Annotated in this window: 17 protein-coding genes; 9 read left to right on the forward strand and 8 right to left on the reverse strand. The window is 66.8% G+C overall.

From position 1 onward, the window contains the following. Window positions 1-124 precede the first annotated feature (124 nt). The gene (locus A4F85_RS04945; protein WP_013801619.1) at window positions 125-994 is read left to right on the forward strand and encodes an LOG family protein; all 870 of its coding nucleotides are present in this window, start codon (window positions 125-127) and stop codon (window positions 992-994) included. Window positions 995-1,063: 69 nt separating this feature from the next. On the opposite strand, the gene A4F85_RS04950 is transcribed toward A4F85_RS04945, so the two are convergent. The 6 genes from A4F85_RS04950 to A4F85_RS04975 form a co-directional block, all read right to left on the reverse strand. Next, on the reverse strand, window positions 1,064-2,245 hold the full coding sequence (locus tag A4F85_RS04950; protein WP_013801618.1) for an MFS transporter: 1,182 nt from the start codon (window positions 2,243-2,245) through the stop codon (window positions 1,064-1,066). A gap of 1 nt (window position 2,246) precedes the next feature. Beyond that, a complete protein-coding gene (locus A4F85_RS04955) occupies window positions 2,247-3,737 on the reverse strand; it encodes a DNA recombination protein RmuC (protein ID WP_034398730.1) in 1,491 nt (496 codons plus the stop codon). 110 nt (window positions 3,738-3,847) lie between these two features. Next, window positions 3,848-4,855: a 2-hydroxyacid dehydrogenase gene (locus A4F85_RS04960; RefSeq protein WP_012206537.1), complete on the reverse strand. Its 1,008-nt coding sequence runs from the start codon at window positions 4,853-4,855 to the stop codon at window positions 3,848-3,850. Between the two features lie 37 nt (window positions 4,856-4,892). After that, window positions 4,893-6,320 carry a sodium:proton antiporter gene (locus tag A4F85_RS04965; protein WP_063325837.1) on the reverse strand — a complete coding sequence of 476 codons (1,428 nt, stop codon included), beginning with the start codon at window positions 6,318-6,320 and terminating at the stop codon, window positions 4,893-4,895. A 61-nt stretch (window positions 6,321-6,381) separates the two neighbouring features. Then, window positions 6,382-7,602, reverse strand: coding sequence for a nicotinate phosphoribosyltransferase (pncB, locus tag A4F85_RS04970; RefSeq protein WP_013801614.1), 1,221 nt, complete (start codon window positions 7,600-7,602; stop codon window positions 6,382-6,384). 115 nt (window positions 7,603-7,717) lie between these two features. Continuing rightward, a complete protein-coding gene (locus A4F85_RS04975; protein ID WP_034394994.1) occupies window positions 7,718-8,179 on the reverse strand; it encodes an acyl-CoA thioesterase in 462 nt (153 codons plus the stop codon). 323 nt (window positions 8,180-8,502) lie between these two features. Here A4F85_RS04975 and A4F85_RS04980 point away from each other — a divergent pair, with 323 nt between their 5' ends. From A4F85_RS04980 to A4F85_RS04990, 3 genes are all read left to right on the forward strand, one after another. Beyond that, complete coding sequence (locus tag A4F85_RS04980) at window positions 8,503-9,051, forward strand: phasin family protein (RefSeq protein ID WP_013801612.1); 549 nt, start codon at window positions 8,503-8,505, stop codon at window positions 9,049-9,051. Window positions 9,052-9,352: 301 nt separating this feature from the next. Then, on the forward strand, window positions 9,353-10,399 hold the full coding sequence (locus A4F85_RS04985) for a Fe(3+) ABC transporter substrate-binding protein (RefSeq protein WP_012206542.1): 1,047 nt from the start codon (window positions 9,353-9,355) through the stop codon (window positions 10,397-10,399). Between the two features lie 131 nt (window positions 10,400-10,530). After that, window positions 10,531-11,289, forward strand: coding sequence for a 3-hydroxyacyl-CoA dehydrogenase (locus tag A4F85_RS04990; protein WP_013801611.1), 759 nt, complete (start codon window positions 10,531-10,533; stop codon window positions 11,287-11,289). A gap of 153 nt (window positions 11,290-11,442) precedes the next feature. On the opposite strand, the gene A4F85_RS04995 is transcribed toward A4F85_RS04990, so the two are convergent. Then, window positions 11,443-12,285, reverse strand: a complete 843-nt coding sequence (locus A4F85_RS04995) for a hypothetical protein (RefSeq protein WP_063325838.1) — start codon at window positions 12,283-12,285, stop codon at window positions 11,443-11,445. A 21-nt stretch (window positions 12,286-12,306) separates the two neighbouring features. Continuing rightward, window positions 12,307-14,022: a cyclic peptide export ABC transporter gene (locus tag A4F85_RS05000; RefSeq protein ID WP_063325839.1), complete on the reverse strand. Its 1,716-nt coding sequence runs from the start codon at window positions 14,020-14,022 to the stop codon at window positions 12,307-12,309. A gap of 245 nt (window positions 14,023-14,267) precedes the next feature. Here A4F85_RS05000 and A4F85_RS05005 point away from each other — a divergent pair, with 245 nt between their 5' ends. From A4F85_RS05005 to A4F85_RS05025, 5 genes are all read left to right on the forward strand, one after another. Further along, window positions 14,268-15,233: an alpha/beta hydrolase gene (locus A4F85_RS05005; protein WP_063325840.1), complete on the forward strand. Its 966-nt coding sequence runs from the start codon at window positions 14,268-14,270 to the stop codon at window positions 15,231-15,233. A 149-nt stretch (window positions 15,234-15,382) separates the two neighbouring features. Beyond that, entirely contained in the window at window positions 15,383-16,495 is a 1,113-nt protein-coding gene (locus A4F85_RS05010) for a GNAT family N-acetyltransferase (protein ID WP_063325841.1), read from the forward strand. 11 nt (window positions 16,496-16,506) lie between these two features. After that, a complete protein-coding gene (locus tag A4F85_RS05015; RefSeq protein ID WP_063325842.1) occupies window positions 16,507-17,805 on the forward strand; it encodes a lysine N(6)-hydroxylase/L-ornithine N(5)-oxygenase family protein in 1,299 nt (432 codons plus the stop codon). Window positions 17,806-18,019: 214 nt separating this feature from the next. Beyond that, a complete protein-coding gene (locus A4F85_RS05020) occupies window positions 18,020-18,619 on the forward strand; it encodes an RNA polymerase sigma factor (protein WP_013801605.1) in 600 nt (199 codons plus the stop codon). 12 nt (window positions 18,620-18,631) lie between these two features. Beyond that, window positions 18,632-19,666, forward strand: a complete 1,035-nt coding sequence (locus tag A4F85_RS05025; protein ID WP_063325843.1) for a FecR family protein — start codon at window positions 18,632-18,634, stop codon at window positions 19,664-19,666. The last annotated feature ends 17 nt before the right edge of the window (window positions 19,667-19,683 follow it).

The following is a 19,683-nucleotide window of genomic DNA, read 5'->3' on the forward strand; positions in this document are numbered from 1 at the left end:
GATACGCGAGCCCCGCGGCTATGAGTTTGTGAGCGTATAGTGCAGTCATCATCTGCGCTGGCAACGCATTTGATGGAACGGCCACAGGCGTGGCCGCCCTGGGTTTTTCTGTGTACGAGGGTTCATGCAAATCTCTTCCCCCCTGACCGATACCGATCTGGCCAACGGCTGGTCGGCCCTTCACAACCAGGCGCACAACGGCATGGCATTGCAGCAGAATTCCAATCGCCTCGCCTTCGCGGACCCGGAATTCATGTTCCGCCGCGAGACCCGCGGCATCCGCATGCAGCTGGAGCTGCTCAAGCCCGACCTTGCGCAGATCGAACGCGGCATAGAAAACACCGTCGTGGTCTATGGCAGCGCGCGCTTCGTGGACCTGGAGCAGGCCGAGCAGCAACTGGCCGACGCGCAGGCCAGCGGCGATGCACAGCGCATTGCAGTGGCCGAGCGCGCCGTGCGCAACGCCCACCGCTACGAGCAGGCCCGCGCCTTCACGCGCATCGTGGCCGCCGACAGCCTGAACCAGCCGCCCGAGGAGCGCCTCTATATCTGCACCGGCGGCGGCCCCGGCATCATGGAGGCGGCCAACCGTGGCGCCCATGATGTGGGCGCACCCAGCATCGGCCTGAACATCGAGCTGCCGCACGAGCAAAACGGCAACCGCTTCATCTCGCCGGACCTGAGCTTCAAGTTCCACTACTTCGCCTTGCGCAAGATGCATTTCATGATGCGCGCCAAGGCCCTGGTGGCCTTCCCCGGCGGCTTCGGCACGCTGGACGAGCTGTTCGAGGTGCTGACCCTGATGCAGACCGGCAAGACGCATTCCGTGCCCGTGATCCTGTTCGGCACCGAGTTCTGGAAGCGCCTGCTCAACATCGACCTGATGATCGAGGAAGGCACGATCTCGCCCAAGGACCTGCAGCTGTTCCGCTATACCGATGATCCGGTGGAGGCCTGGGCGCTGATCAAGCAGTTCCACGCTGGCGGCTGGTAAGCCGCAGCGGCCGGCAGGCCGCCACCGCATCGCAAGGCGATCTGCGCACCAAGGCGCAGGTCGCCTTTTTCATTCCGGCTTGCGCGGCGGCAGCCCCATGAACCAGGCCGTGCGGATGCCCGAGGCCACGGCCGCGCCCACCACCCAGAACAGCGCAGACACCCCTATCAGCGCCCCCGCCGAGCCGAACAGCACGGGCATGGCCACGCTGGAGGCATTGATGGCCATGAGCCGCAGGCCCAGCGCCTCGCCATGGCGGTGCTCGGGCGTGATCTGGTGCAGCATGCTCATGACCATGGGCTGCACCGAGCCCAGCGAAAAGCCCAGCAGCACCGAGCACACGCCCATGGTCAGTGCCGAGTCCATGAAGGGGTACAGCGCAAAGACGAAGGCGGTGATGGCCATGGCGCCGGAGATCACGGCGCCTTCGCGCAGGCGCTCGGCCACCAGCGGCATGGCCAGGCGGATGGCGGCGGCCGCCACGGCAAAAATGCCCAGCAGCGTGCCGATGACCGAGGCGCTCAACCCCTTCTCATGGCCCAGCAGCGGCAGCACGAAAGTGTGCACATCCCAGCACGCCGACTGCAGCCAGTTGACCAGCAGCAGGTTGCGGAAGTTGCGGTCGCGCAGCAGGTCCCAGGCATGCTGCTTGGGGCCGCCGATGGGCGCGCGCACGGGCGGCAGCTCCTGCGTGTGGCGCACCCAGCTCCAGGCCAGCACGGGCACCAGGGCCAGCAGGCCGAAGGCGACGCGGTAGCCCATGGTGCTGCCCTCGCCGCCAAAATTCGCGTGATCGATCAGCAGCCCGGTGCTGAAAGGCCCGATGAAATTGGAGATGGCCGGCCCTATGGCCAGCCAGCTGAACACCTTCTTGAGCGCCAACGCATCGTGGGTGACCCGCCCCGCATGGCGCTGCACGGCAATCACCACCGCACCGCTGGCACCGCCCGTCAGCAGCGCCACCAGGCACAGCACGGGATAGACCGGAAACGCCAGCGCCAGCGCGCAGCCGCCGCTGGCCGCCAGCATGGACAGGAAAAACGGCTTACGAAAACCATGCTTGTCCGCAAAGCGTCCGGCCGGCAGCGCCAGGAACACCTGGGTCAGCGCAAACAGCGCCAGCAAGATCCCCACGGCCGCCGCGCTGTAGCCCTGCTGCAGCGCCAGCAAAGGCGCGGCCAGCCGCATGCCGGCCATGGTGGCGTGCACGCTGACCTGGGCCATGATGACTTTGAACAGCGCCAGATTCATCTCAGTCCTGCTCCGACCCTGGCTCCATGCCTGCCGCCGTGTCCTTGTCGTCCGGCAGACCGGGCAGCCCTGCGCTCGAGGCCGGCGCGGGCAGCTCCTGCACATCGCGCAATTGCCGCTGGATGGCGCGCGTGCGAACACCCACCTGCTCGAAGCGCTTGGCGGCGGCATCAATGGATTTGCGCGTGGCATCCACCACTTCGCCGAACTTGGCGAACTCGGTCTTGACCTGGCCCAGCACGGCCCAGACCTCGGAGGAGCGCTTTTCGATGGCCAGCGTCTTGAAGCCCATCTGCAGGCTGCTGAGCATGGCCGCCAGGTTGGCCGGGCCGGTGACCATCACGCGGCAGCCGTTTTGTACGGCCTCGACCAGGCCGGGGCGGCGCATGACCTCGGCAAACAGGCCTTCCGTGGGCAGGTAGAGCACGGCAAAGTCCGTGGTGTGGGGCGGGCTCACATACTTGCCATGGATCTTGCGGGCCTCGAACTTGATCGATGCCTCGAAGGCATTGCCGGCTGAGGCAATTGCGGCCTTGTCCGCCGCATCCTGGGCATCCAGCAGGCGCTGATACTGCTCGACCGGGTATTTGGCATCGATGGGCAGCCAGACCGGCGTCTCGTCGCTGCGTCCGGGCAGGCGGATGGCGAACTCCACCATGTCGTCGCTGCCGGGCACGGTCTTGACGTTGCGCGCGTACTGCTCGGGCGTGAGCACGTTCTCGATGATGGCGCCCAGCTGCAGCTCGCCCCAGGTGCCGCGCGTCTTCACATTGGTCATCACACGCTTGAGGTCGCCCACGCTGCCGGCCAGCGTCTGCATCTCCCCCAGGCCCTTGTGCACCTGCTCCAGCCGGTCGCTGACCAGCTTGAACGACTCGCCCAGGCGCTGCTCCAGCGTGGCATGCAGCTTCTCGTCCACCGTGCGCCGCATCTCCTCCAGCCGCGCCGCGTTGTCCGACTGGATGGTGGCCAGGCGCTCGTTGAGCGTGCCGCGCAGCTGTTCGGCATGGACCTGGCTGGATTGCGCCAGCCCGCCCAGCTGCTGCTGGATGTCGTTCTTGAGGGAGTCCAGCGTGCTGCGCGTGGTCTGCGCCAGCGCCTCGAAGCGCTCCTGCACATGGGCGTTGAAGCGCTGCGTGCTTTCGCCCTGGGCCTCGCGGGCCTGGGCGCTGTCGGCGGCCAGCCGCACGGTGAGCCGGCCCAGTTCCATGCGAAAGGCCGCCAGCGCCTCGCCTTGCTCGCGCCGCGCCGCCTGGGCATCGAGCTGGGCCTGGGCCAGATGGGCCTGCAGCTGCTGCGACACACGGTCCAGCCCGCCGTCGCTCTTGGCCACTGCCATCTGCGTGGCCTGGGCGCCGCGCTCGAGCTGCTGCAGCCGCACATCCAGCATCTGCAGCGCCTGCAGCAACTGCTGCGGCGCCACCCCGTCATCGCGCTGCGCCGAGCGCCTGCACAGCAGCCAGATCACGGCCGCCTGCCCCAACAGCAGCACGGCCCATGCCGCCCACCACACTCCGGATATCTGGGTCAAGATCTTGCTTCAGCTCCATGCAGCGGGAAGCGGCCAGGGCCTGCCTTCCCGCGATTGTCGGAATACGGCACTCAGGCCTTGGCGCGCGCGCCTGCGGCCGCCGCCTCGGGCTGGTTGACGGGCGTGCGCGGGCCCTTGCCGCTCAGAAAGTCGATCAGGTTGTCGGCTGCCAGCTCGGCCATGGCGCTGCGCGTGCCCATGGTGGCGCTGGCGATGTGCGGGGTCAGCACGACATTGGGCACGGTCAGCAGGTCGGGATGGACCGAGGGCTCGCCCTCGAACACGTCCAGGCCGGCGGCGGCAATGGTCCTGTCGCGCAGCGCCCTGGCCAGCGCCGCGTCATCGACGATGCCGCCGCGCGCGATGTTGATCAGCGTGGCCGTGGGCTTCATCCTGGCGATCTCGGCCGCGCCTATGGTGTGGTGGTTTTCCTTGGTGTAGGGCAGCACCAGCACCACATGGTCGGCCATGGCCAGCAGTTCGTCCTTGCCCACGTAGCCGGCCTTGCATTCGGCTTCCAGCTCGGGCGACAGGCGCGAGCGGTTGTGATAGACCACCTTCATGCCGAAGCCATGCGCCCCGCGTTTGGCAATGCCCTGGCCGATGCGGCCCATGCCGATGATGCCCAGCGTGCTGCCGTGCACTTCCGAGCCGGCAAACAGGTCGTAGCGCCAGGAGTTCCACTTTCCTGCGCGCAGGTAGTGCTCGCTCTCGGTCACGCGGCGGGCCGTGGCCATGAGCAGGGCGAAGCCGAAGTCGGCCGTGGTCTCGGTCAGCACGTCGGGCGCGTTCGTGCCCTGCACGCCCGCTGCCGTCATCGCGGGCACGTCGAAGTTGTTGTAGCCCACGGCCATGTTGGCCACGACCTTCAGGCGCGGGCAGGCCGCCAGCAGTGCCGCATCGATGGTCTGCGAGCCTGTGGTCAGCACGCCGTCCTTGTCCTGCAGATGCGCGGCCAGCTCCTGCGGGCTCCAGACCACGTCGTCCTGATTGGACTCGACCTCGAAGTGCTGCTCCAGCTTGCGCACCACCTCGGGCGGGATGGCGCGGGCGATCAGGATGCGGGGTTTGCTTGCCATGTCTGTCTCTTTCCTTGTCTTGGCGGGAGGCGGTTATTCAGCGGAACCAGATGAAGCTCATCAATACGAACAGCGGCACCAGAATGCCCAGCGACCAGGCCATGTAGCCGAAGAAGCTGGGCATCTTCACGCCGCGCTCCTCGGCAATGGCCTTGACCATCAGATTGGGCGCGTTGCCGATATAGGTGTTGGCACCCATGAACACCGCGCCCGCGGAGATGGCCGCCAGCGTGGAGGCCATCGTGGTCATCAGCTGCGCGGCGTCGCCCCCTGCGGTGTTGAAGAACACCAGGTAGGTCGGCGCGTTGTCGAGGAAGGAGGACAGCAGGCCCGTGGCCCAGAAGTACATCAGCGGATCGGGCGTGCCGTCGGCGCGCGTGACGGCGCCCACGATGGCGCCGAACGGCCCGCCCGTGCCCGCCTTGAGCATGGCGATCACGGGGATGATGGTCAGGAAGATGCCCGCGAACAGCTTGGCCACTTCCTGCATCGGCCCCCAGCCGAATTCGTTGGCCTGGTGCACGCTGCGCGGCGTGAGCCGCAGGGACAGCAGCGCCACCACGATCAGGCCCGCATCGCGCACCAGCCCCGGCAGGCCCACATGCGTGCCGGCCAGCACCAGCCCCGCATCGGTGCGCCACAGGCCGCTCATCAGCACCAGGGCCACCACGGCCAGCAGCAGCGCGAAGTTCACGCTGCCATCGAAGCCCAGGCGGCTGGCGCGGCCCGAGGCGTCGATGCTGGGCGTGGGATCGGGCAGGTCCGCCTCGCCGGCCTTGCGCAGCAGCCAGGTGTCGATCGCGTAGAACAGCGCCAGCAGCACGCCGACCAGGAACAGGGTCTCGGTGAAGATGTGGCGCACCGTCCAGAAGAAGTCCACGCCCTTGAGAAAGCCCAGGAACAGCGGCGGATCGCCCAGCGGCGTCAGCGAGCCCCCGGCATTGGAGACGATGAAAATGAAGAACACCACCACATGCACCTGGTGCCTGCGGTTGTCGTTGGCGCGCAGCAGCGGCCGGATCAGCAGCATCGATGCGCCCGTGGTTCCCATGAAGCTGGCCAGCACGGCGCCGATCGCCAGGATGGCCGTGTTCAGCCCCGGCGAGCCCTTGAGATTGCCGCGCACAAAGATGCCGCCCGACACCGTGTACAGCGCCGTCAGCAGGATCACGAAGGGCAGGTACTCGGCCAGCAGCGCATGCACCAGGTTGGCCAGGGCCGCACCCGTACCGAACACCGCTGCAAAGGGCAGCAGGAAGGCCAGCGCCCAGGCCGCCGTCAACTTGCCGAAATGCCGGTGCCAGAAATGGGGCGCCGCCAGCGGCACCAGGGCAATCGACAGCAGCATGCCCGCAAAGGGCACGCCCCAGAGCACCGACAGCTGGCCGCCATCGATCTCGGCCGCCAGGGCCCAGGAGGGCACGCAGGCGACAAGCAGCACCAACAATCCACGCAAGGCCTTCATGGTCCCGTCTCCTCTTTGTTCTGTATTCACTGTCCCCTCCTGGCAGCGGGCCGCGCAGCGATCAAGTCTGTGCTGCGGGCGCCGCGATCTCGAACACCTGGCGCAGATAGGCCAGGTATTTCTCGTCGTCGCACATGCTCTTGCCCGGCGTGTCCGAGAGCTTGGCCACGGGCTGGCCGTTGCAGCGCGTCATCTTGATGACGATCTGCAGCGGCACATGGTCGGGCGCGTCGCCCAGGTCATTGGTCAGGTTGGTGCCGATGCCAAAGGCCAGCTGGCAGCGCCCGTGGAAGCGCTGGAACAGCTCGATGGTGCGCGGCACCGTCAGGCCGTCGCTGAAGATCAGCGTCTTGGTCAGCGGGTCGATGCGGTTGGCGCGGTAGTGGGCCAGCAGCCGCTCGCCCCACTCGAACGGGTCCCCGCTGTCATGGCGCGCGCCATCGAAGAGCTTGCAGAAGTACAGGTCGAAATCGCGCAGGAAGGCCGACATGCCGTAGACGTCCGACAGCGCAATGCCCAGGTCGCCCCGGTACTCGCGCGCCCAGGACTCGAAGCCGAAGATCTGGCTGTCGCGCAGGCGCGGGCCCAGCGACTGGCAGGCCTGCAGGTATTCATGGGCCAGCGTGCCCAGGGGCCGCACGCCCAGCTTCATGGCATACAGCACGTTGCTGGTGCCCGCGAACTGCCCCTCGGACTCCGCGGATGCGCCGGGCCGGCCCAGGCGTGCGCACAGCACGCGCAGCACCTCTTCATGCCAGGCCCGCGAAAAGCGGCGGCGCGTGCCGTAGTCGGCAATCTTGAGCTGCTCCAGGCCCGGCTGCTGCAGCAGCGCGATCTTGGCATCCAGCCGGCGCCGGCCCTCGGGAAAATCGGGCACCGGCTGGGTGTTGCGGAAGTACACCTCGTTGACGATGGCCAGCACGGGAATCTCGAACAAGATGGTGTGCAGCCAGGGCCCGCGGATGGTGATGTCGATCTCGCCGCTGGGCAGCGCCTGCACCGTGACGCACTTCTCGTTGAGGTGGAACAGGCTCAGGAAATCGACGAAATCGCTCTTGATGAAGCGCAGCGAACTCAGGTAGGCCAGCTCTGCATCCTGGAACCGCAGGCTGCACAGCGAGCGGATCTCGGCCCGGATCTCGTTCACATAGGGCGCAAGCTGCACTCCGGGATTGCGGCACTTGAAACGGTACTCGACCTGTGCCCCGGGAAACTGGTGCAGCACCACCTGCATCATCGTGAATTTGTACAGGTCGGTATCGAGCAGGCTGGTGATGATCATGGACAGAGTCGGGCGGTAGGCGCCCAAGCGGTCAGATGGCAGACAGCTTTCGAGTGTAGGCCATCCACACGCCGCCGCGCTGCGAGCGGGCGCCTTGCATGCGCCCCGAACGCCATCAACCGCGCAGCAACGGCTCCAGCACCCGGCGCAGCGCCTGCGGAATCTGGGCAGGCCGGCGCGTCTGCCGGTCCACATAGACATGGACGAAATGCCCGGCTGCGGCCGACAGCGGCTCACCCTGCGCAAACAGCCCCACCTCGTAGCGCACGCTGGAGCCGCCGATGCGGGCCACGCGGATGCCGGCCTCCACCTCCTGCGGAAAGGCCAGCGGGGCGAAGTAATTGCATTGGGTCTCTATGACCAGTCCTATGGTCTCGCCCGCATGAATGTCCAGCGCGCCCTGCTCTATCAGATGGGCATTCACCGCCGTATCGAACCAGCTGTAATAGACGACGTTGTTGACGTGCCCGTAGACATCGTTGTCCGACCAGCGCGTGCTGATGCGTCGGAATGCCGCATAGGCCGAACGGGGCTGCGGCGCGGGGCGGCTCGGGGGCGATTCATTCATGGCGGCCATTGTGCCGCCGGCCGAATGCGCCCTGTCCCCGGACACTGTCGCCATCACGACGCGCACTGCCGCCAATCACTCGCCAGGCGAGTAAGCATGCCAACTGAAAAATGTCGTCAAACCGACATAAAACCAATTCAAAATCAAAGACTTACAAAAAACCCACAGCTTTCCGAATTTTTTTGCTGCACCGCAGCATCAGGTACTTGATTCCTTTTTTGCAATCCCTACAATAAGACCCATGCTGCACTGCAACATGACACTCAGTCAGGTCAGCGCAGGCAATTCCCCGTAACCCGAGACCCCTGTGGTCCGTTTTTCTGGAGACTGACATGAGCTTGACCCCTGACCAAATCCTGAGCGCACAAAAGGCCAACCTGGAAACCCTGTTCGGCCTGACGAGCAAGGCCTTCGAAGGCGTTGAAAAGCTGGTGGAACTGAATGTGACCGCCTCGCGCGCCGCATTGACCGAAGCTGCCCAGCACACCCAGGCTGTCCTGAGCGTCAAGGACGCACAGGAACTGCTGTCGCTGCAGGCCAACCTGTTCCAGCCCCTGGCTGAAAAGACCGCTGCCTACAGCCGTCACCTGTACGACATCGCCAGCGGCACCGGCGCCGAACTGGCCAAGACCTTCGAAAGCCAGGCTTCCGACCTGCAAAAGAACTTCAGCGCCCTGGTGGACACCACGGCCAAGAACGCACCCGCCGGTTCCGAAACCGCCGTTGCCGTGATGAAGAGCGCCGTGTCGGCTGCCAACAATGCCTTCGAGTCGGTGCAAAAGGCCGTCAAGCAGGCATCGGACCTGGCGGAAGCCAACTTCACGGCCGTGACCAACACCGCCAACGAAGCCGTCCAGTCGGCCCAGACCCGCAAGCGTTGATCACGCTGTCTTACAACAGGGCTGCGTGCAAGAATCAGTGATTACCCGCATAATTGCACGCATCCCGGGTCGAAAGACCTGACCAGTTGTCTCCTTGGATCCTCTTGAAACCCCCGTTTCTGGATCCTTTCAAACCCAGTCTTTGGACTGGGTTTTTTTTCGTGCGCTTTTTCGCGCGCCATGGCTCGCGGCCCACCAAGGACCACCGCGCACAAGCCCTTAGACGGGCCCCACCCTTTATTAAGAACAATTCGCGTTTGACCTATCATCGCGCTTTGCCAACAAAGAGAGGCCTGTCTTCATGTCGAAATCCCTGAAAGCCCTGTTTGCCGCTTGCGCCCTGGTGGCTGCCGGCACAGCCATTGCCGACTCCCAGGTCGTCAACCTCTACTCCGCGCGCCACTACTCCACGGACGAGGAGCTGTACAACGGCTTCACCAAGGCCACCGGCATCAAGATCAACCGCGTGGACGGCGACGACGCCGGCATCATTGCGCGCCTGAAGGCCGAGGGTCAGGCCTCGCCGGCCGACGTGATCCTGCTGGTCGATGCCGCACGCCTGTACCGCGGCGAGGTCGATGGCCTGTTCCAGCCCATCCACTCCAAGCTGCTGGAAGACGCCATCCCATCCAACCTGCGCGCCCAGCCCACGGCCGATGGCATCAGCTGGTTCGGCCTGTCCACACGCGCCCGCGTCATCGTCTACAACAAGGCCAAGGTCCAGCCCGCCGACGTGCAGAACTACGAATCGCTGGCCGATCCCAAGTTCAAGGGCCAGCTTTGCATCCGCTCGGGCTCGCATCCCTACAACCTGAGCCTGTTCGGCACCGTGGTCGAGCACATGGGCGACCAGAAGGCCGAAGGCTGGATCCAGGGCATGAAGGCCAACCTGGCCCGCCCGCCCAAGGGTGGCGACACCGACCAGATCAAGGCCGTGGCCTCGGGCGAATGCACCATCGGCGTGACCAACAGCTACTACCTGGCGCGCATGATGCGTTCGGGCAAGCCTGAGGACCAGGCCGTGGTCGGCAAGATCGGCGTGGTCTTCCCCAACCAGTCCAGCTGGGGCACGCACCTGAACATCGCAGGCGGCGCCGTGGCACGCCATGCCAAGAACAAGGACAACGCCGTCAAGTTCCTGGAGTACCTGGCCAGCCCCGCCGCCCAGAACTACTTTGCCAACGGCAACAACGAGTGGCCCGCAGCCAAGGGCGTGGAACTGGACAACCCTGCCCTCAAGGAGATGACCGGCGGCAAGCCCTTCAAGAGCGAGACCATCCCGATCACGGCCGTGGGCAAGAACATGACCAAGGTCCAGCAAATGCTGGACCGTGCCGGGTTCCAGTAACCCCCATCGCGCCCATCACCAGCCCGGCACTGCCGGGCTTTTTCTTGGGCGCGACATGGCTGCAGCCGGGGCTGCATGCATAATTTGAGAGTTACGTTTACGTCAACGTCAGATAACCAAGGAGACATTCCATGCAGATCAAGGACCGGGTATTCATCGTCACGGGCGGCGCCTCCGGGCTGGGCGAAGGCACGGCGCGCATGCTGGCGGCCGAGGGCGGCAAGGTGGTGATTGCCGACATGCAGGCGGACAAGGGCGAGGCCGTGGCGCGCGAGATCGGTGGCGTCTTCGTCAAATGCGACGTGAGCCAGGAGGCCGATGGCCAGGCCGTGGTGGACAAGGCCGTGAGCCTGGGCAAGCTGGCAGGCCTGGTCAACTGCGCAGGCATTGCGCCCGCCGAGAAGACCGTGGGCAAGAACGGCGCGCACAACCTGGCGCTGTTTTCCAAGACCATCACGGTCAACCTGATCGGCAGCTTCAACATGATCCGCCTGGCCGCCACCGCCATGTCGGCCAACGAGCCCGAGAGCACGGGCGAGCGCGGCGTGCTGATCTCCACGGCCAGCGTGGCCGCCTACGACGGCCAGATCGGCCAGGCGGCCTATGCGGCGTCCAAGGGCGGCGTGGTCGGCATGACGCTGCCCATTGCGCGCGACCTGGCGCGCAACGGCATCCGCAACATGACGATTGCCCCCGGCATCTTCGGCACGCCCATGCTGTTCGGCATGCCGCAGGAAGTGCAGGACGCGCTGGCCGCCGGCGTGCCCTTCCCCAGCCGCCTGGGCACGCCCCAGGACTACGCCAAGCTGGTGCGCCACATTCTGGACAACGACATGCTCAATGGCGAGGTGATCCGGCTGGATGGGGCCATTCGTCTGGCGCCGAAGTAAGCACCCCCTGAGCGGCTGCGCCGCTTCCCCCTCTCTTTCTCGCTTCGCGAGGGAGGGGGACGACACCCTAGCGGCGGGGCGGCGCGGCCGGCATAGGCCCTTGCTCGGTGTCCCTCGCGTTGGGCCGCGCCGTTTTTGGAGATACGCGCGTTGTCAGGCCATGGTGCGTGCAGGCTCTTTGGCCATCATCTCCAGCCCCTTGCACAATGCAGGGAACAGGCTGTGCTGGAAGTTGTTCCAGCGCAGTTCGAGGATGGTGTCTTCGGGATCGATGTCGGTGCCCAGCACGTCGGCGATGACTTCGCCGGAGTCGATGCCGTTGTCCACGTAGTGAAAGGATGCGCCGGTCTTGAACAGGGGCGGGACCTGGCGCTGTTCCATGGTCTTCCAGTCCACGATCTTGTAGCCCTGCGCGCCATGCAGCGCGTCCAGCGTGGCGCAGGCGCCCCGGCGTTCATAGGGTGACTCCAGCCGCGTGATGCCGGGGTGGATGTTGGCGATCCTGCGGTGGAACAGGGCCCCGGGCCGCACGAGCCGGTCCAGGATGACGAGCAGGCCGTCCAGCACCACCCGCTCGGCACCCAGCTGCACCAGCCTGTCCTGCAGTTGCGCCTCAAACATCTGCTTGCCCGCGGCGCGCTGCGGATCGTTCAGCGGCAGGCGCCGGTAGGAGGACGGCACGGCCATGAGCAGGTCATTGACCCTGCGCCCCTGGATGCGCAGGTCCGGCGGATAGAACCAGCGGCCGCCCGGCTGGTAGCTGAAGCCGTAGTCGCCGATTTTTTCCCGGTCGCGCGGCGAGGCCTCGTCGTCGTCGTGGATCACGGCCTCCAGGCTGTAGATATCGCCCAGCGGGCTGGTGTCCAGCAACTCGCCCAGGTATTCGAGCGGCGACTTCATGTAGCGCGTTGCGCCCTTGTAGGCGATGTGCTGGCCGGCCTGGTCGGCGGCGGCGTTTCTCAGGGACCAGATGTAGACGAGTTTTGTCTTTGCCATGTTCGTGGATTCAGCAGGAATTCAGATGTCGGCCAGCGCGCCTTGACTAGCGGGACTGGCCGATGCAGCCGCCACCGGCTGCGCCCCGTCTTGCGGCTGGACCATGCGGCCGGCCTCCATGCGCACGATGCGGTCGGCCAGGTGGAAGTAGCGATCGTCATGGGAGATGACCACCAGCAGGTGGCCCCTGGCGCGCAGCTCGGGCAGCAGCTCGGTGTAGAACAGGTGGCGGAAGCTCGGATCCTGGTCGGCCGCCCATTCGTCGAAGACCAGCACGGGCCGGCCCTCCAGATAGGCGTGGACCAGGGCCAGGCGCTTGCGCTGGCCGGTGGACAGGTCGATGGTGCTGAAGCTGCCGTTGCGCACGCTGACCTTGTGGGCGATCTCCAGCCGCTGCAGGTAGGGCAGCGCGGCCTCGGGCAGCGCGGCGGCCTGGCCCTCTTCGCCGCCGGCCACCAGGTCCTCGAACAGGTAGAAGTCCGAGAACACCGTGGTAAACAGCTGGCGGTAGTCGTCGCGCGCCAGGGCCGTGACCGGCTGGCCGTCATGCAGGATCTCGCCCTGCTGGGGCGCGTACAGGCCCAGCAGCAGCTTGATCAGCGTGGTTTTGCCCGAGCCGTTGTCACCCACCACAAAGACCAGTTCGCCCTTGCCCAGCTTCAGGTCGATGGGGCCGATCTCGAAGGCCTTGCCGCCTTCGGGCGCATCGAAGGCATAGCGCACGCCCCGCAGCTCCAGGCCGCGGTCCAGGCGGACCTCGCCGGGCGGGCTGTCCAGGTGCAGGTGCGGCTCGGGGCTGGCAAAGCGCGCCGACAGGTCGGCAATGCGCTGCAGCGCCACCTTGGCACGGCCCAGGTTGGGCAGCGCGCCCGCGATCTGGTCCATGGGGCCCTTGAGGAACAGCAGCACCAGCACGAAGCCGCTGAGCACCACGGGCTCGGTGGTGCGCAGCGCGGCCCAGCCCAGGATGAGGGCGATCAACAGAAAGAACAGCGCCGAACCGAAGGCCGAGGCCAGTACATAGGTGTTGATGGCGCGACCGTTGATGCGGCGGATGGCATCCACGGTGGAGCCAATCTGCCCGTCGAAGATGCGGCCCCGGCGCGCGCGGTGCATGCGCAGCTCCTTGGCGCCTTCGCTGATGGCGCGGTAGGCCTTGTGCAGCACTTCCTCGTGATCGCGCGCCTTCCAGAACCCCGCCACGCCGCGTGACTGCGCCAGCGCCTGCAGGCTCACGCCCAGCACCAGCGCCACCACCAGCATGGCAAACAGCGGCGGCGACAGCAGGGCCAGGTAGGCCAGGCAGCCCAGCGCAATGGCCAGGGCAATCACGTTGGAGGCCAGCACAAAGGCCACGTCGCTGATCATGTCCACGTCCTGCGTGAGCACGGGCATGAGGCGGTGCGTGCGGTAGCGCTCCAGCGCATCGATGGGCGCGGCCAGGATCTTGCTGGCCAGTTCCTTGCGCAGCTGCGCCACCAGGCGCTGCCCCACGAAATTGCCCGACATGTCCGACGTGGCCCGGCACACCAGCACGGTGGCGCACAGGGCGATGAAGGTCAGCAGCAGCCCGCCCGCCAGCCCACCGGGGCGGTTGAGCACCTGGTTGATGGTCGCCAGCAGCGCCACCGTGGCCCCACCCGCGCAAATGCCCGTGACCACGGACAGCGCCATCCACGGCAGGAAGGGCCTGAGCAGGCGCAGTACCTCGGAGGGCGGTCGGCTGGCGTTTTCCATAAGGGATTCCTCTGGCGCCCGTGGGCGCATGACCTTGCAATGCCGGCGCGGCCCGGCGTTTCCTGGAGCGCGGCGCACGGCGAGCGCTTCCTACTCCCTGCAAGACGTGCGTGCGCCAAAAATGTTCACCGCCCAGGCGATGAACAAATTCCGCCGCCCTGCGTCATCACGAAGAAGGGGCAGCGCGGGCGCCCTGCCCTGCACCGGCCCGCTTTGCCTTGTCTCCCGCACACCCGAAGGACGCCATGGCTCTCCACCCCGACCTGCAAGCATTTCTTGAACTCGCCAACGCCCAGGCATCCAGCCGCCCGCGCATGAGCCAGATGACGGCAGCGCAGGCGCGCGCCGCCTACGACAACGCCACGCTGGCGCTGGACCTGCCGGGCGACGATCTGCCCACCGAGGACCTGGATCTGCCCACGCGCGACGGCGCGCGCATCCGTGCCCGGCTCTACCGCGCAGCCCCTGAACACACAGCCGCGCCCTGCCTGCTGTTCTTTCACGGCGGCGGCTATGTGCTGGGCGGGCTCGAGTCGCATGACAGCCTGTGCCGCAGCCTGGCGCTGGGCACGCCCTGCAATGTGCTGGCCATCGACTACCGGCTGGCGCCAGAGCACCGCTTTCCCACCGCCTTCCTCGACGCACAGGACGCCCTGGCCTGGCTGCTGGCGCACGGCGGCCGCCATGGCCTGGACGCGCAGCGCCTGGCCATTGGCGGCGACAGCGTCGGGGGCACGCTGGCCACGGCCCTGTGCATCGCCGCGCGCGACGCGGGCATGCCCCAGCCCTTGCTGCAGTTGCTGCTCTACCCCTGCACGGCAGCGCAGCAGGACAGCGACTCGCATGCGCGCCTGGCCACCGGCCATCTGCTGGAAGGTGACACCCTGGCCTGGATGTTCGGCCAATACCTGCGCAGCGATGCGGACCGGCAGGACTGGCGCTTTGCCCCCCTGCAGGCATCCGACCTGGGCCGGCTGGCCCCCACGCTGATGGTGCTGGCCGAGTACGACCCGCTGATCGACGAAGGAAAGCGCTATGCCGAGCGGCTGCAGGCCGCCGGCGTGGCCGTGGACCTGCAGATCTACGCCGGCATGGTCCATGACTTTGCGCGGCTGGGCGCCCTCACCGAAGAGACCGAGGTGCTGCGCGACCGGCTCTGCAAGGCACTGGCCCATGCCTTCCAGGCGGCCCGCAGCCCGGCCCTGGCATGAACGGCCCTGGCATGAACATTTGCCGCTCCTGCGCGTCATCCCGGTCATGAGGCTGCGTTGTGTCCCTCGTGTCCCTTGTGCCCCTTGTGCCCTTGCCCGAGCCCCGACCCGTGTCCCGCACGCGGGGCACTCCATCTGAAAGAGTCCACGTGCGTCCAGTCGAAGCCACCGCTACACCGTCACCAGACGCCTCCGGCGCCAGCTACCTTGCGCATGCCGGCGCCGAGACGATCAGCGTCTTCGGCGATGGACAGCGGCTGCGCCTGGAACGTTCGGGGCCCGTGGATGCCGGCAGGCCCGGCAAGCCCAGTCTCTGGAACCTGTCGCCCACGGCCGCGCCAGGCCTGATGCAGCTGCAATGGCTGGGCCCCTGCTCGGGCATGCCCGAAGCGGATGAACTGCTGGCCGCGCTGCAGGCCGGCTTTGGCCTGCATCCCGATGCGCAAGCCATCGAACTGTCCCTGCCCCGGCTGCCGCCCGGCCTGCGCGACAGCATTGCCACAGTGCAGCCGGGCCAGGCCCCGTGCGTGGCAAGAAGCGTGCTGTGGCAGCAGCCCCTGTGGCTGCCCCGCCCGCGCCCGCCCTATGCCCTGCACTACACGATCAGCGAAGGCCGGCGCCACCCCGTGCGCCTGCACAAGCCGCGCGGCGAGGTCTACCGCCGCTTCATCCCCTGGCTGGGCCGCACGCTGAGCTTTCGCACCGTGGAGCCCGAGGCCGACCTGCCCCTCATCCACCGCTGGATGAACGACCCGGTCGTCGCGCATTTCTGGGAGGAAAGCGGCGACCTTGCCCACCACCGCGCCTACCTGCAGCGCATGGCCGGCGACCCGCATGCGCTGGGCCTCATCGGCTGCTTCGACGCCGAGCCCTTCGGCTACTTCGAGGCCTACTGGGCCAAGGAAGACCGCATCGCCCCCTTCTATGACGCGGGCGACCATGACCGGGGCTGGCATGCGCTGGTGGGGGAGGCGCGGTTTCGCGGCAGACCCTACCTGACGGCCTGGCTGCCCTCGCTGTCGCACTACCTCTTTCTGGACGACTGCCGCACGCAGCGCATCGTCGTGGAGCCGCGCGCCGACAACCGCAAGATGCGCAAAAGCCTGCCGCGCTGCGGCTATGCGCTGGTCAAGGAATTCGACTTCCCGCACAAGCGCGCCGTGCTGGGAGTCCTGCTCAGGGAACGCTTTTTCGCAGACGCCTTGTGGATACCGCAGACCGACGCAGCCGCGCCGGACGCACTGGACGCATCGACCCAATGAAAGGACCTTCCATGCAAACCCACCCGCTGATCGGCATCGGCTTCGGCCCCTCCAACATTGCCCTGGCCATCGCCCTCAAGGAGCGCGAAACCGCCGCGCGGGCCATGCACCCCGTCTTCATCGAAAAGCAGCCGCGCTTCGCCTGGCACCGGGACATGCTGCTGGAGCAGGCCCACATGCAGGTGTCCTTCCTCAAGGACCTGGCCACGCTGCGCAATCCCACCAGCCGCTTCACCTTCATCAACTACCTGCACGAGAAGGGCCGGCTGCAGGACTTCATCAACCTCAAGACCTTCTTTCCCAGCCGCCACGAATTCAACGACTACCTGGCCTGGGCCGCCTCCAAGTTCGAGGACCGCTGCGTCTACGGGCAGGAAGTCATCGAGGTGCTGCCTGAAAAACGCGACGGCAAGGTGGAGCTGCTGCGCGTGCGCTCGCGCGATGCGGCCGGCAACGTGCATGAGCGCCTGGGCCAGAACCTGGTCATGAGCATCGGCGGCACGCCCAGCATTCCCGAGCAGTTCAAGCCCCTGCGCGGCGATGCGCGCGTCTTCCACTCCAGCGCCTACCTGCGCAGCATTGCCGAGCATGCCAGGCCGCTGCGCATCGCTGTGGTCGGTGCGGGCCAAAGCGCCGCCGAAATCTTCATGGACCTGCATGGCCGCTACGCCACGGCCGAGATCGACCTGGTCATGCGCGCCCGCTCCATCCGCCCCTCGGACGACAGCCCCTTCGTCAACGAAATCTTCAACGCCGACTTCGTGGACCATGTCTACAGCCGCCCGCACGACGAGCGCGGCGCCCTGCTGCGCGAGTTCTGGCACACCAACTACGCCTGTCCCGACCTGGAACTGATCGAGAGCATCTTCAAGGTGTTCTATGAACAGAAGGTCGTCGGCGACACGCGCCACCGCTTCCTGCGCCGCCACGAGGTGCAGGACGTGCGCGCCGCCAGCGACGGCATCCACCTGGGGCTGCGCGATCTCAACAGCGGCATCGACCATGCATCGCGCTACGACGTGGTGGTGCTGGCCACCGGCTATGCGCGCGAGCACCACAAGACCCTGCTGGACCCGCTGGCCCCCTACCTGGGCGACTTCTCCGTGAGCCGCGACTACCAGGTGCACACCACGCCGGACTTTCGCCCCGCCATCTTCCTGCAGGGCGCCTGCGAGGGCTCCCACGGCCTCAGCGACACCCTGCTGTCCGTCACTTCGGTGCGCACCGGCGAAATCGGTGAAGCCCTGCTGGCAGCGCAAGCCCAAAGACCCGATGTTGCGCGCACAGAACAGCTGGCGCTGCAGGATTGAAAGATCGCACAGGGCATGATGGCGCAGGGATCTCCCATGCCATAATTTGAATGCAAACCATTTGCATTTGAATTTGAATCACCTGCGCCGCTGAATCCCATACCCGCTGCTGCTCCGCCCCGGCCCTGGCCGGGGTTGCAGCATCCGGTAGGCCCTTCTCTGTACGGACCCAGGGGTTCCAACCCATCGCCCTTGCGGAAAGGCAGGTATCCGGATGCGTGACCTGATCCAGGAACTCGTGGCTCACTATGGCGATCTGCGCCGCCAGCTCACGCGCGATCTCCGAGATCCGCACTATGCGGCCGACATCGCGCAATCGAGCTTCGAGCGGGTCTATGTGCACGCCCTGGGCCTGCGCAGCGGCAAGAAGGCCGAAACCCTGCCCGACGCCGGCATCGAATCCCCACGCGCCCTGCTGTTTCGCGTGGCACGCAATCTGTGCATCGACGATGCGCGCAAGCGCAAGACCGCCCAGGAATGGACGCGCCAGCAACTGGTGGTGCAGCACAGTGCGCCCTCCAGCGAAACCCTGGCCGCCCAGCGCCAGATCCTGAACCGCGTCGTCCAGGCGCTGGAAGGCCTGCCGCCTCGCCGGCGCGAAGTCTTCATCCTCTTTCGCGCCCATGGCTACACGCGCGCGGAAATCGCCGATCAGCTCAACATCACCGAAATGGCCGTCGCCAAGCACATGGTGCGCGCCACGCTGGACTGCTCGCGCGTGCTGGCCCAGCTGCGCTCCGAACTGATCGAGGACCATGCGCTGGGCAGCGCCATGGATTTCGACAACAGTACACTGACCGACGACGCATCCTGACTCCCCCTTTCCATGGCAAGTGCACCTAGCGAGCGCATGGTCGAGCATGCGCTGACGCTGATCGTTCAAAGCGAAATCGCTCCCGACCCGGTGGCCGACCAGGCCCGCCTGACCCTGGGCGAATGGCGCGGGAAATCAGCCCGGCACGATGCCGCCGCACGCGAGGCGCACCTGCGCTGGAACCTGCTGGGCGGCATGTCCGGCGGCCTGCGCGAGCAGTTCCAGGAAACCGCCCTGCTGGCCGACCGGGCCTCGCGCTCCACCCAGACCGTCCGGCGCCGCAAGCTGCTGCTGTCCTTCGCCGGGCTGCTGGGCACAGGCGCGCTGGCGGGCCGGGGCGCCTACTGGTACTGGCAGCAGCCCATACACACCTCGGCCTACGCCACGCGCAACTCGCAAATCCTCAAGATCACTCTGGCCGACGGCAAGCTGCCGCTGCAGGCCAGCCTGGTGGAACTGGCGCCCCAGAGCGCCATTGCCGTGACGCTCTACCGCCAGCGCCGCAGAGTGTCCATGGCCCGAGGCGAAGTGCGATTCGACGTGGCCCCCGATCCCGACCGGCCCTTCGAGGTCATCACGCGCGAGGCGCGCATCGAGGTCGTGGGCACGGTCTTCACCGTGCGCGACCGCGGCGGCCCCGTCACCGTGGGCGTGGAGCATGGCCATGTCAGGGTCCGCGTGCTGGGCAGGGATGCGCAGGATGCGACGGGCCCGGCGGCGGCAACGCTGGACCTGCTGCCCGGCCAGATCGTGGACATCCGCAACGGCCAGGCCGAGGCCGTGCGCCAGGCCGATGCCGCCACGCTGTCCGCCTGGCGCGAGGGCTGGCTGGTCTTCGAGAACACCCCGCTGGCCGAGGCCCTGGCCACGGTCAACGCCTACCGCACCCAGCCCATCGAAGCCGCCGATGCGCGCGTGGCCGCGCTGCGCCTGACCGGGCGCTTTCGCGCCAATGACTCGGCCGGCCTGCTGGCCGTGCTGCCGTCCATCCTGCCGCTGAGGGTGCGCCCGCAGGCCGGTGGCGGCGTGCAGCTGCAGGCGCTCTGAACGGCGCCTTCGGTTCC

Origin of the sequence: Delftia sp. GW456-R20 (assembly GCF_001622915.1) — a bacterium.
Taxonomy (GTDB): domain Bacteria; phylum Pseudomonadota; class Gammaproteobacteria; order Burkholderiales; family Burkholderiaceae_C; genus Comamonas; species Comamonas acidovorans.